Origin of the sequence: Flavobacterium potami, from assembly GCF_020026915.1 — a bacterium.
GTDB lineage: Bacteria > Bacteroidota > Bacteroidia > Flavobacteriales > Flavobacteriaceae > Flavobacterium > Flavobacterium potami.
In genome coordinates this window covers 217,527-231,757 of the sequence record NZ_JAINUY010000002.1, presented here as the reverse complement: position 1 = coordinate 231,757, position 14,231 = coordinate 217,527, and the positions used below count along the sequence as shown (strand labels likewise).

Below are 14,231 nucleotides of genomic sequence, written 5' to 3'. Positions count from 1 at the left end.
AATAAAATATCTAAGGATATGAATATTTTTAACAAACATTTTTTCACAAAAACAAAAAACGAGATAAAATCTAACAATAAAAACAGTTTTCAATCAAGACAATTTATAATCTAGTCACTAAAGCTCATCTTCTAGTTTAAATCTGAATTTTAAAACAACACTATTTCTTTCCACTTCCAGATTAATCCATACATCATCTTCAGATTTCAAAAGATTGTTTATTTGCTGCAAAGTATATCGGTAAGGCTGGATTTTATTAATACTCACAATAATATCCCCCTTACGAAGTCCACATTTTTCTGCAGCTGAATTTCTGCGAACATTTACAATTTCATAAACAGGCTTGAGAGCAAATTTGTACTTAAAATTGTTATTATTTTTATCTTGAAGTTCGTCCATAGTATTGGCAACTCTAACTGTTTCCAAATGAACAGTTTCTTGCACCCACTGCAGTCCGTTATGTTGAATAGAGATTCCACTTTTATTATAGGTGAATGGCTCACTGAATTTGGAGTTTTTTCTCAAATAGAGTTCTTTATCCTTATAATTTATAACCAGTGTAAACCTTTTAAGTACTTCTCCCCCAACAGAACCTATACGTCCTGGAACCATCTTAACATTTCTAATAGAAAGTGAATCGGGAAAAGAAACAATAGGTTTTTTGAAATCAAATTCGTCAATAGAGAACTGATCAATTTTAGCACGATGTCCTTCAATATCTCCGCTAAATCCTTTTCCTAAAAAATCGGGAAAATTTTTATCTGGAAGTTTGATTTTGTCGTTTTCAAAAATCCAGAAAGCATCACTATTACCAATATCTATTAAAAGTTTTGCCTCAATCTTCTCATTATTAACCGTTGCAGTAGTTACAATATAAGGCTTTGATCTTTCTATAGTTATCGGAACCATTTTAAATTTCTTATCTAATTTTCCTTGAAATTTAGCATTTTTAGAATGGACAATAATTCGCTTTTTTTGATAATTGATTTCGACTAAATTATTTCTAAAGAATTTATGACCTATAATTCCATTAACCGGAATACCAATATGAGAAGACAAATTGAAACTTTGATCCAAGATGATATAAACCATGTGATCACTTGATTTTAAACCATGTGTTTCTAAAATATTTTTAGTCGATTTGAGTCCTTCTATTTCCTCTTCACTTCCTAATCCTCGAAGTTTGATTTTTTCAACATTATTAAAACTCACTTCCTGTTTTTCTTCCATGCTGAAGAGAATTGTTTCTTCAACTCCAGAATCCAACAAAAAATTAAGTTCTACTCCGTTTACTTTTATGGGAATAAAAATGAGGTTATTTATTAATTTAAAAGGTATTGTAGCCTTTGTCGCATTGTTCTCCATCAAAAAATCGCCCTGTCCAAAAAGCAAAAAAGGTAAGAATAACCCAAAAAACAGCACTTTATATTTTTTCATTGACAATATTTTATTATAAAATTAGTAAATATATTTATTATTGTTACATTTTTAGAAGTACCCGTATTATTTACGTTAAATACGAAAAAAAAATGCAAATTTGCACTTCAATAATTTATATCATGCCAACAATTTCACTCAAGGGCAAAAACATGCCTGAATCACCGATACGCAAGCTGGCACCTTTCGCAGATTTAGCAAAGCAAAAAGGGCACAAAGTGTATCACTTAAACATTGGTCAACCGGATATCAAGACACCCGAAGTGGCCATCGAGGCGGTAAAAAATATTGATTTGACACTTATAGAATACAGTCCGTCTGCCGGATATGAAAGCTATAGAAAAAAATTAGCACATTTTTACCAGCGCCAAAATGTAAACGTTAACCCAGAAGACATCATTGTTACAACTGGTGGTTCTGAAGCCTTACTTTTTGCACTGGCCACAATTACAGATCCAGGAGATGAAATCATTATCCCGGAGCCTTTCTATGCTAATTATCATGCATTTGCTTCATCAACGAGCGCAACTGTCGTACCTTTGGTTTCTACAATTGAAACTGCATTTGCCTTACCTAGCATTGAAGAAGTAGAAAAATTAATTACACCTAAAACAAAAGCCATTCTGATTTGCAATCCTGGAAATCCGACTGGATATTTATATTCTGAAGCAGAAATTAAACAATTGGCGGGTTTGATAAAGAAACACGACTTATATTTAATTGCCGACGAAGTGTACCGTGAGTTTTTATACGATGGTAATGATGTGCATTTTTCTGTGATGAATTTGGAAGATGTTCAGCAAAATGTCATCATGGTCGATTCTGTTTCTAAACGTTACAGTATGTGCGGAGCAAGAATTGGCTGTTTGGTTACTAAAAACAAAGAAGTTTTGGCGACAGTAATGAAATTTGCACAGGCACGTTTAAGTCCACCTACTATTGAACAAATCGCTTGCGAAGCTGCAATTGACACTCCTCAAAGTTATTTTGATGAAGTAATTTCAGAATACAAAGAACGCCGTGACACTTTAATTGCCGAATTAAACAAAATTGACGGTGTTATTGTAACAAAACCAAAAGGAGCATTTTATTGTATTGCAGAATTGCCAATAGAAAACTCAGACGATTTTGCACAATGGCTTTTAGAAAGTTACAACTTAAATGGCGAAACGGTAATGATTGCTCCTGCAAAAGGTTTCTATTCGACACCTGGAATGGGACTAAATCAGGTTCGTATTGCTTATGTTTTAAACAAAAAAGATTTGATCACAGCCGTAAACATTTTAAAGGAAGGTTTATTGGTTTACAACAACAGATAATCAATTGATTATATTATAATTTTAAAAGGCAATAACTCTTTCGTTATTGCCTTTTTCGTTTTTAAACTGCTTTGAATTATTTTTAAATTAAATTATATTCAAAAAGGAGCAATTAAATCCTAAAAAGCATAGAAAAGGTTTCCTATTTATTAATTATCTTTACCGCCTTAAAAAGGAATACACATACTAATAGTAGTTTTTAATGATAAACAACGAAGAATTTTTAGACGAAATAGGAGATAATCACTTTAGCAGTAATGCCAAAAACCCTCTAAGAGATGATGCTTTTGATATAACTGACGAAGAAAAAATAGAAAAAATTAAAAAAGATGTCGAAAGCATTCTACAAACTCTTGGAATGGATTTGACAGATGACAGCATTAAAGGAACTCCAAATCGAGTTGCAAAAATGTTTGTAAAAGAAATTTTTGGAGGATTAAATCCTGCAAAACAGCCAAAAGCATCCACTTTTGACAACAATTACAAATATGGCGAAATGCTTGTAGAGAAAAACATTACCGTTTATTCTACTTGCGAGCACCATTTACTGCCAATCATTGGGCGCGCTCACGTAGCTTACATCTCAAGCGGACGCGTTATTGGTTTATCAAAAATGAACCGTATCGTTGAATATTATGCAAAAAGACCTCAAGTTCAAGAGCGTTTAACAATGCAGATTGTTCAAGAACTTCAAAAAGCTTTGGGTACAGAAGATGTGGCTTGCGTTATCGATGCAAAACACCTTTGCGTAAACTCTCGCGGAATTAAAGATATCGAAAGTAGTACAGTAACTTCTGAATTCGGTGGAAAATTCAAAGACCCTCAAACTAAGAGAGAATTTTTAGATTATATTAAACTAGATACGCAGTTTTAATAGTTTATTGTTTTTGGTTAATTGTTCATAGTTCTGATGGCGAAAATTCAAAAGTTTGAAGATTTAGAAATTTGGAGATTGGCACGAGAAATCTGCAAGCAAATTGACACCTTAATTCAAAACAGCGACTTGAAAACAAATTATGCCTTAAGAAATCAAATTGACAGAAGTTCAGGATCGATTATGGATAACATCGCTGAAGGTTTTGAAAGAAATGGAAACAGAGAATTTATTAACTTCTTAAGTATAGCTAAAGGTTCTGCAGGAGAAGTCAAATCGCAGTCTTATCGAGCTTTTGACAAAAAGCTGATTAACGAGGAACAACATTTAAAACTAAATGAAATGACTGAACTCGTAAAGAACAAAATTGGAGCAATGATGAATTATTTAAACAATTGTGAAATAAAAGGACTTAAATTCAAGTAACTTTTTAGACATTAGCTAAAACAACAAACGACAAACAATAAACAACAAACAAACATTAAATATGCCTTTATATACAAGTCAGCCCTTAAAAATATACAATTCGCTTTCGGGTGAAAAAGAAGATTTCAAACCAATCCATGAAGGAAATGTTGGAATGTATGTTTGTGGACCAACAGTATATAGTAATGTTCACTTAGGAAACGTAAGAACTTTTATGTCTTTCGATGTAATTTTCAGGTATTTTCTGCATCTGGATTACAAAGTTCGTTATGTTCGTAACATTACCGATGTTGGACACATTGTAGATGATGTTGATGAAGGCGAAGATAAAATTGCTAAAAAAGCACGTTTGGAGCAGTTAGAGCCAATGGAAGTCGTACAACGCTATACTGTCGATTTTCATGACATCCTAAAAGCTTTCAACTTTTTGCCACCAAGCATTGAGCCAACAGCAACGGGACATATTATTGAGCAAATCGAAATCATCAAAAAAATTATTGATAAAGGAATTGGTTACGTTGCCAACGGATCGGTTTATTTTGATGTCGTAAAATATAATGAAACCAACAATTACGGAATCTTAAGTGGGCGTAATATCGAAGATATGCTTGCCAATACTCGTGATCTTGACGGGCAATCTGATAAAAGAAATCCGCAGGATTTTGCCCTTTGGAAAAAAGCCGAACCAGAACATATCATGAGATGGCCTTCACCTTGGAGTGATGGTTTTCCAGGCTGGCACTTAGAATGTACTGCAATGAGCACGAAATACCTTGGCAATCATTTTGACATTCACGGAGGTGGAATGGATTTAAAATTCCCTCACCACGAATGTGAAATTGCACAGAACGAAGCTTGCACAGGTCAATCTCCGGTAAATTACTGGATGCATGCAAACATGCTTACTTTAAACGGAAAAAAAATGGCAAAATCGACTGGGAACAACATTTTACCAGGCGAAATTCTAAGCGGAGATAATAATATCCTAAGCAAACCATTTTCTGCTTCTGTAACTCGCTTTTTCATGCTTCAAGCACATTACAGAAGTATTTTGGACTTTTCTGATGATGCAATCGTAGCCGCTGAAAAAGGATACAAAAGATTAATGGAAGCAGTTGAAACACTACCAAGTATTACAGCAGGAAATACAAGTTCAATTGATTTTGGAGCTTGGAAACAACTTTGCTACGATGCAATGAACGATGATTTCAACACTCCTATTTTAATTGCCCAGTTGTTTGAAGCTGTTCGATACATCAATTTATTAAAAGATGGCAAAGAGACTATTTCTACTGAAGATCTAGCTAGTTTTACAGCAGCCGTAAATGCTTTTGTTTTTAATGTGTTAGGATTAAGTGACGAAAAAAATGCTGATGAAGACGATAAACTAGAAGGTGTAGTAAATATGCTCATCGGGATGAGAAATCAAGCCAGAGCAGATAAAAACTTCGCTCTTTCTGATCAAATTCGCGATCAGTTAATTGCTTTAGGAATACAGCTGAAAGACGGAAAAGAAGGAACAACATTTAGTATTCAGTAAACCGTTTTTAGCATTCAGTTTGACTAAAAAACATACAATCTCTGAACACTAACAACATGAATACTGATTACTAATTTTTAGATTATGAAATTTCTAATATATCCTTTTGTTCTGTTAGTCCGTTTTTATCAAACCGCAATTTCGCCATTTACACCGGCATCTTGCAGATTTGAACCGACTTGTTCCACTTATATGATTCAGGCTTTACAAATTCATGGATTATTTTACGGAGGATACCTAGGATTAAAGCGCATTTTAAGCTGTCATCCTTGGGGAAGAACTGGATATGATCCCGTACCGGAAAAGAAATGTAGCCATAAACATTAACTTTTTATAAAGAGCTACTTTACATTAAATATTTATTTTTACATATATACAAAAACATACTACATGACACATGCCCTACATTTAATCTGGAATCCTTCTGAAGGAATCGATTTAGGTTTTTTTATGATTCGCTATTATAGCTTAATGTTTGTAATTGCGTTTGGATTAGGATGGTTTCTAATGAAAAAGATTTTCGAAAGAGAGAACGAATCACTCGAAAAATTAGATTCTTTATTTGTTTGGACAGTTCTTGCCACTTTGATTGGAGCACGTTTAGGTCATGTTTTCTTTTATGATTGGGATTATTTCAAAGATCATTTATTAGAAATCATTCTTCCTGTCAAATTTGAACCAGAATTCCACTTTACAGGATTTCAAGGTTTAGCTAGTCATGGTGCTGCAATTGCTATTATAGTTGCGATGTATTATTATAGTAAAAAGATTTTAAAACGTCCTATGCTATGGATCTTAGATCGTGTTGTAATTCCCGTTGCCAGTGGTGCCATTTTTGTTCGTATTGGTAATTTTATGAATTCGGAAATTGTAGGAAACGAAACTACATCACCATTCGGAATCCGTTTTTTACACGACAAATTTGACAGATATCAAATCGTAGGCAAAACAGGAATTAGCGATCCTAAAGAAGCTTATAATGCAGTTATAACAGATCCTAAATTTGCTAATATATTAGCAGAAGTACCTGTAAAACACCCTACTCAATTGTACGAAGCCTTTTGCTACATTTTTGTATTTGCAATTTTATTTTTTCTTTATTGGAAAACAAATGCAAGACTTAAAACAGGATTATTATTTGGAACGTTTTTAGTCCTTTTATTCGTTGTTCGTTTTATTATTGAATTTGTAAAATCAAAACAAGGTGGATTAGAAGATACTTTAGGTTACTTTTCTACAGGACAATGGTTAAGTATCCCTTTTATCATAATCGGTCTTTTCTTTATCATTAGAGCACAAAGAAACCCACTCTCTGAATCATAAAATTTATTTAATTTATAAAATAGCCCGATATCTAAGATATCGGGCTATTTCTTTTTATAGTCGACAAGAAATACCAAATTCAATATTTTTTGTGTTATAACCCGCATTCGAACTTCCTAGCCCTGCATTAGAAACATGCCTTACACTTGGTCGAACATCAAATCGAAATGGATCACAATCAGCTGTAACACCAAATGCGAAAACATCCGCAAAAGCAAAACCTTTAGACATACGCTCTGTTTCTGTATCGGTAATTAACGGACCTACACTCCCCAAAAGATAAAACGAATAATATTTTGAAATTGGTTTTCTAATTATAAAACCAATATTCAACACATATTCATGAACATCTTTCAATTTCAGATATTCAGCTCTTTTTTGTTCGAAATTAGGAGTTTCTGGTTTGACAAAATATAAATTCAACAATTGATGCTTTCCAAAATTAATTTCGGGCTGAACCAAAATTTCATATCTAAAATTTTGAGACTCTTTAAATTGGTAATACAATTGTGCTTTATAAAAATGATTTGTAAAAGTATAATTTCGATTATTGAATTCACTTCCAAAACCATAACCAATACCTACCCTAAACTTCTCATTTTTCTGTTGTCCTTTGATTTGCATAAAAACAAAAAAGAATATAGAAAAGACTAGTAATTTTTTTATCATAAATAAATTCCATTCATAATTACAAACATAAAAAAAAGATCCAGTGAAAACTGGATCTTTTAGTATTTAAAAATAAGGTTTTTGATTATGCCTTATTGTGTTTGTCTTCAATTGTGTGTTTCTCATCATTAGAAATCGTATCTACCAATACTGGAGTTGCAATGAATAATGAAGAGTAAGTACCCACGATAATACCAATTAACATTGCAAAGATAAATCCTCTGATAGACTCTCCACCGAAGATAAACATTGTTAACAATACAATGATCATCATTAATGAAGTATTCAATGTTCTTGACAATGTAGTATTAATAGAAGCGTTTACGATATCTTCGAAACTTCCTTTACGGTTTCCGATGATAAACTCTCTTACCCTGTCAAATACAATTACTGTATCGTTCATTGAGTAACCAATTACCGTAAGAATTGCAGCGATAAAGTGCTGATCCATTTCCATGTGGAATGGCATGAATTTATAACATAAAGAGTAAATTCCTAATACAAATACAACGTCATGCGCAACAGCTGCAATCGCACCTAATGAATATTGCCATTTACGGAAAGATACCATTAAGTATAAGAAGATAACTGCCATAGCACCAAGAACTGCCCAATATGAGTTAGTTTTAATATCTTCAGAAATTGAAGCACCAACTTTAGAAGCTTGTAATACCCCTACAGTTTTACCATTATAAGAATTAGTAAATTTATCGTAAGTAGTATTTGGGAAATATTTCTGTAATGCAGCATATAATTTCTGATTTACTTCTTCATCAATAGCTACACCATCTTCTTTAATTTTATATTTCGTAGTGATTTTCAACTGATCATCATCACCTAAAATTTTAGCCTCAACAGGAGTACCGAAAGCTGCAGATAATTCATCTGAAACTACAGTAGCATCAACTGGTTTTTCGAATTTAACTTGGAAAGTTCTTCCTCCAACAAAATCAACACCTTCATCTAATCCGTTTACAAAGAAGATCGAAACTAAACTTACTACCGTAACAATAGAAGAGAAGATATACGTAAATTTCTTCACTTTAATGAAATCAAAGTGGAAGTTTGTAAACCAGTTTTTAGTAATATTTGTACAGAAAGTCAAATCTGCTTTTCCAGCAATATTTCTGTCAATAAAGATTCTAGCAATAAAGATTGATGTAAACAATGAAGTTACGATACCAATTAATAATGTTAAAGCAAAACCTTTAATAGGACCTGTTCCAAAAATAAACAAGATTGCTCCAGTTAAAACGTGAGTAACGTTAGCATCAATGATAGAACGCATTGCACCATGCCATCCGTAAGAAGCCTGAACTGCTTCAGAAAGTGATTTACCTTCACGCAACTCTTCTTTCGCTCTTTCATAAATAATAATGTTCGCATCTACCGCCGTACCTAATGTTAATACGATACCTGCAATACCTGGCAATGTTAATACAAAACCAAAACTTGCCATAATTCCGAATAAGAACAGTAAGTTTAATAATAAAGCAAGGTTTGCATACCAACCAGCTTTACCATAATAGAATACCATCCAAACACAAACTAATAAGAAACCTAATACAGAAGAAATTGTACCTGCATCAATAGCTGCTTGTCCTAAAGATGGACCTACAACAGTTGATTGAATAATATCTGCAGAAGCTGGTAATTTACCTGCATTTAACACGTTAGCTAAATCTTTAGTTTCAGCAACATCAAATGAACCTGTAATTTCAGATCTTCCTCCAGCAATAGGACCGCTTGTTACACCTGGAGCAGAATATACGATATCATCTAATACAATAGCAATATAGCTTTTTTGAGCAAATGCTCTTCCTGTTAACTCTTCCCAAACTTTAGCACCTTGGCTGTTCATTTGCATAGAAACCGCAGGTTTACCCATTTGGTCAAAAGTATCTTTTGCATCAGTAACAACACCACCGCTCATTGCTGGATTGTTGTCTCTATTTCCTTTTAAAGCATATAATTCAACAACCTCAATATCTTTAGCACTTTTTAAATCTTTTGCTTTTTGATCTTTTATTGTAGTTGGCTTACTCCAAACAAATTTCGCATAGTGTTGGTCAGCAGCCAATAAAACTCTAATTTCAGGTCTTTTAAAATAAGCATTGATAGCTGCTGTATCTTTTGGTGCAAAATAACCTAAAACCGGCCCACCACCATTACCTACAATTTTATCAAATAAAGGATTATTTCCTTTTTTAGTATCAAGAGAATCTTTTGCATCAGTCAACAACGCATTTAATGAATCTTTAGCTACTGCTTTTGTTTCAGTTGTCTTAACTTCAGTTTTCTTTAAAGCTTCGTTTGCAGAAACAAGGAAGTTTCCAATCTCTTCCATTTTATAAGTTTCCCAGAACTCTAATTGAGCTTTTCCACCTAATAATTTTTTAATTCTATCAACATCCTTAGCACCTGGAAGCTCTACTAAGATTCTTCCTGTTTCTCCTAATTTTTGGATGTTTGGTTGAGTAACACCAAATTTGTCGATACGCTCTCTTAATACTTTAAAAGCACTTTCTACAGACTCATCAACTTTTCTTTTGATAACTTTCTGAACCTGAGCATCAGACATTTGAAAATCTACTCCACCTTCTCCCTGAAGACTTCTGTTAGCGAAGATATCTGGAGATGCTAATTTTACAGAACCTTTTGAATTCGCATCAAAAGCTTCAAAAAACTTATTTAAATACGTTTTGTTTCCTTCTAAATTTGCAGATGCATCAGCTAATGATTTATTAAAAACTGGATTTTTAGAATTATTAGCCAAACCTTTTAATACATCTTTAATAGAAATTTGAAGAATAACGTTGATTCCTCCTTCTAAGTCAAGACCTTTATTAAGTTGCTTGTTTTTCACTTCGTTGTAAGTGAAATCAGTAAAACCAAGATTTAATACTTTTTCTTTACCAATAGAATCTAAATATTTCAGCTCTTTGTCAGGATTATCTCCTGCGAAAGCTTTAGCTTCACTTTTGACACCATTTGCCACAAAAGTGAATGATAGTTGGTAAATACTTACCAATGCAAATAGAATTGCGAAAAATTTAATAAGTCCTTTATTCTGCATTATTACTAAAAATTAATTATGTTTTATTTTTGTTTTTGTTTTAAAGTCCCATAAAATAAGCCCTGACATGATTTTTTAAAACAAAAATACGAGATCACGAATTACCAATTTTTTTTTAAACCGAGCAAATATATAATTAACGGAAATATTAACCAATTTATTTATTAATTAATCTCAAAAAAAAAGCTGCAAAAGTGCAGCCTTTTCCTTTTTTTTCTGTTTTTATTATACTAAAATCGTTTTTAGAGCATCATTCATACCTCTAACTGCATCTGCACTTTTGGCAAACAATGCTTTTTCCTGATCATTTAATTTAATATCTAAAATTTCTTCAACTCCATTTTTACCAATAATACATGGAACACCTATACATATATCACTTTGCCCATATTCTCCTTCAACAAATACAGAACAAGCAATCATTTTCTTCTGGTCGTTCAAGATACTGTCTACTAAATAAGCTACAGAAGCTCCTGGAGCATACCATGCTGAAGTTCCTAATAAACCCGTAAGAGTTGCCCCTCCTACCATTGTATCTGCCGCAACTTTTTGCAACACTTCTTCAGAAAGAAACTCTGTTACAGGAATTCCATTATAAGATGCCAGACGAGTCAATGGAATCATAGTTGTATCGCCATGTCCACCAATAACCATTGCCGAAATATCATTTGCAGGCTTGTCTAAAGCCAATGAAAGATACGTTCTAAAACGAGAACTATCTAAAGCTCCTCCCATTCCTATAATTCTGTTTTTTGGAAGACCTGTAGCTTTTAATGCTAAATACGTCATCGTATCCATCGGATTCGAAACCACAACAATAATCGTATCAGGAGAATATTTCAACACATTTTCAGCAACTGTTTTCACAATTCCTGCATTGATGCCGATTAATTCTTCTCTTGTCATTCCTGGTTTTCTAGGAATACCTGATGTAATTACAACTACATCACTTCCTGCAGTTTTAGAATAATCATTGGTTACGCCAGATACTTTTGTATTAAAACCAGTATTTGTAGCGCACTGTGTAATATCCAATGCCTTACCTTCTGCAAAACCTTCTTTAATATCCAACAATACTACTTCGCTTGCAATTCCTCTATAAGAAATAACATCTGCACATGTAGCTCCAACATTTCCCGCTCCTACAATGGTAACTTTCATATTTTATACTTTATCGGTTATTAATATTGCCTATTCTTTAAAAAGACAATTCGTTTAATTGTCTAGTAAATTTAAACAATTAAACGAATTGGAATTATTAATTTTTCATTTTATGCATCAATATTTGCATAAACTGCATTTTTCTCGATAAATTCTCTACGAGGTGGCACTTCATCACCCATCAACATAGAGAAAACTTGGTCAGCTTCAGCCAAACTATCAATATTCACTTGACGTAAAGTTCTGAAGTTCGGATCCATTGTAGTTTCCCATAATTGCTCCGCGTTCATCTCTCCAAGACCTTTATAACGCTGAATATTAGCACTTCCGCCCATTCTTTCGTTAGCCTGATCACGTTGAACATCATTCCAAGCATATTCTTTCTTGTTTCCTTTTTTAACTAAGTACAAAGGTGGCGCTGCAATATATACGTGACCTTCTTCGATTAGCTCTTTCATGAAACGGAAGAAGAACGTTAATATTAAGGTAGAAATGTGACTACCGTCGACATCGGCATCACACATGATGATTACCTTGTGATATCTTAGTTTCTCTAGATTTAATGCTTTACTATCTTCTGCAGTTCCAACCGTTACTCCAAGAGCAGTAAAGATATTTCTAATCTCTTCGTTTTCGAACACTTTATGGTGCATCGCTTTCTCAACGTTCAAGATTTTACCACGCAAAGGCAAAATCGCCTGAAAGTTACGATCACGTCCTTGTTTTGCTGTTCCACCAGCCGAATCTCCCTCGACAAGGTAAACCTCACATCTTGCAGGATCTTGTTCAGAACAGTCAGATAATTTTCCTGGCAATCCACCACCGCCCATAACGGTTTTACGCTGTACCATTTCACGCGCTTTTTTCGCCGCGTGACGTGCTTGAGCTGCTAAGATCACTTTTTGGATAATCAATTTCGCATCATTTGGATTTTCTTCCAAATAATTCTCTAACATTTCTCCAACAGCTTGAGAAACTGGAGAAACCACTTCTCTATTTCCAAGTTTAGTTTTGGTCTGACCTTCAAATTGAGGCTCTGAAACTTTTACAGAAATAATCGCGGTTAATCCTTCACGGAAGTCATCTCCTGCAATTTCGAATTTTAATTTATCTAATAAACCAGAAGCATCAGCATATTTTTTAAGTGTTCTTGTCAAACCACTTCTAAAACCTTGCAAGTGCGTTCCTCCTTCGTGCGTATTAATATTATTTACGTAAGAGAAGATATTTTCTGTATAACTTGTGTTGTAGATTAAGGCAACCTCAACTGGAATTTCTCCTTTATCATTATCCATACTGATAACGTGAGAAACAATTGGCTCACGGTTACCATCTAAATAACGGATATATTCTTTAAGACCTTCATCAGAATGAAATACTTCACTTCTGAATTCGCCTTTTTCATCAACTTCTCTCTTATCTGTAAAAGTAATCGTGATTCCTTTATTTAAGAAAGAAAGCTCACGCATACGTGCTGAAAGCGTATCGTATGAAAACTCAGTAGTCTGAGTAAAGATGGTATCATCTGGGAAAAAAGTTTGGCGAGTACCTCTTTTTTCTGTTTCTCCGATTTGTTTAACAGGATATAATGATTTCCCTCTTTCGTATTCTTGCTCATAGATTTTTCCTTCTCTAAAAACAGTCGATTTCATATGAACCGAAAGTGCATTTACTACAGAAACCCCAACACCGTGAAGTCCCCCAGAAACTTTATAAGAGTCTTTATCAAATTTACCTCCGGCACCAATTTTAGTCATTACAACCTCAAGTGCAGAAACTCCTTCTTTTTTATGTAAATCAACTGGAATACCACGACCGTTATCTTCAACTGTAACCGAACCATCTTCGTTTATTGAGACACTAATAGCGTCACAATGTCCTCCCATCGCCTCATCAATAGAGTTATCAACAACCTCGTAAACCAGATGGTGTAGTCCTCGAACCCCTACATCACCAATATACATCGATGGACGCATTCTTACGTGCTCCATCCCTTCTAATGCCTGAATACTATCTGCTGAATAATTGTTCTTCTTGATTTCTTCGCTCATATAATTTATTCTAAAAATGTAATTATTGTCTAACACGCAAATATATAAAAACGCAGACTATATATCCAGTAAAATACGACATAAAGCACTTAAGTTATTAACACAATTGTCTGAAAAACTAAAAAATAAATGAAAAAATGAATAAAAATTCCAATTTTCTTAAATTCCGAAATCCAAGATTGGAAATTACTCAAAAAACCAACCGTTTTTAAAATTCCAATTTTTCAAAATCTCAAATTTCCGAAACTGAAAATTTAAGAATAAAAAAACCGAAACTACATTTAATGCATTTCGGTTTTTTATTTTTCATTCCTTTAAAAGCAACATTCTTTTGGAATTATTTTTTATTGAAATT

11 protein-coding genes are annotated in these 14,231 nt (G+C 33.4%); 6 read left to right on the top strand and 5 right to left on the bottom strand.

The window, feature by feature from the left end:
• Positions 1-117 precede the first annotated feature (117 nt).
• Positions 118-1,437 carry a PDZ domain-containing protein gene (locus K6T82_RS06780; RefSeq protein WP_223705177.1) on the bottom strand — a complete coding sequence of 440 codons (1,320 nt, stop codon included), beginning with the start codon at positions 1,435-1,437 and terminating at the stop codon, positions 118-120.
• 122 nt (positions 1,438-1,559) lie between these two features.
• Between K6T82_RS06780 and K6T82_RS06775 the strand changes: the two genes are divergently transcribed.
• From K6T82_RS06775 to lgt, 6 genes are all read left to right on the top strand, one after another.
• Entirely contained in the window at positions 1,560-2,756 is a 1,197-nt protein-coding gene (locus tag K6T82_RS06775) for a pyridoxal phosphate-dependent aminotransferase (protein ID WP_223705176.1), read from the top strand.
• Positions 2,757-2,958: 202 nt separating this feature from the next.
• The gene (gene folE, locus K6T82_RS06770; protein WP_223705175.1) at positions 2,959-3,630 is read left to right on the top strand and encodes a GTP cyclohydrolase I FolE; all 672 of its coding nucleotides are present in this window, start codon (positions 2,959-2,961) and stop codon (positions 3,628-3,630) included.
• Positions 3,631-3,666: 36 nt separating this feature from the next.
• The gene (locus tag K6T82_RS06765) at positions 3,667-4,056 is read left to right on the top strand and encodes a four helix bundle protein (RefSeq protein WP_223705174.1); all 390 of its coding nucleotides are present in this window, start codon (positions 3,667-3,669) and stop codon (positions 4,054-4,056) included.
• Positions 4,057-4,117: 61 nt separating this feature from the next.
• Positions 4,118-5,596, top strand: a complete 1,479-nt coding sequence (gene cysS, locus K6T82_RS06760; RefSeq protein WP_223705173.1) for a cysteine--tRNA ligase — start codon at positions 4,118-4,120, stop codon at positions 5,594-5,596.
• 84 nt (positions 5,597-5,680) lie between these two features.
• Positions 5,681-5,923, top strand: coding sequence for a membrane protein insertion efficiency factor YidD (yidD, locus tag K6T82_RS06755; protein WP_223705172.1), 243 nt, complete (start codon positions 5,681-5,683; stop codon positions 5,921-5,923).
• A gap of 63 nt (positions 5,924-5,986) precedes the next feature.
• Positions 5,987-6,919, top strand: coding sequence for a prolipoprotein diacylglyceryl transferase (gene lgt, locus K6T82_RS06750; RefSeq protein ID WP_223705171.1), 933 nt, complete (start codon positions 5,987-5,989; stop codon positions 6,917-6,919).
• 54 nt (positions 6,920-6,973) lie between these two features.
• On the opposite strand, the gene K6T82_RS06745 is transcribed toward lgt, so the two are convergent.
• From K6T82_RS06745 to gyrB, 4 genes are all read right to left on the bottom strand, one after another.
• Positions 6,974-7,543 (bottom strand): acyloxyacyl hydrolase, encoded by a 570-nt coding sequence (locus tag K6T82_RS06745; protein WP_223705170.1) that lies wholly within the window; start codon positions 7,541-7,543, stop codon positions 6,974-6,976.
• A gap of 130 nt (positions 7,544-7,673) precedes the next feature.
• The gene (secDF, locus tag K6T82_RS06740) at positions 7,674-10,664 is read right to left on the bottom strand and encodes a protein translocase subunit SecDF (RefSeq protein WP_223705169.1); all 2,991 of its coding nucleotides are present in this window, start codon (positions 10,662-10,664) and stop codon (positions 7,674-7,676) included.
• A 225-nt stretch (positions 10,665-10,889) separates the two neighbouring features.
• Positions 10,890-11,825 (bottom strand): malate dehydrogenase, encoded by a 936-nt coding sequence (gene mdh, locus K6T82_RS06735; protein ID WP_223705168.1) that lies wholly within the window; start codon positions 11,823-11,825, stop codon positions 10,890-10,892.
• A 110-nt stretch (positions 11,826-11,935) separates the two neighbouring features.
• Positions 11,936-13,876: a DNA topoisomerase (ATP-hydrolyzing) subunit B gene (gene gyrB, locus K6T82_RS06730; RefSeq protein ID WP_223705167.1), complete on the bottom strand. Its 1,941-nt coding sequence runs from the start codon at positions 13,874-13,876 to the stop codon at positions 11,936-11,938.
• Positions 13,877-14,231: the final 355 nt, after the last annotated feature.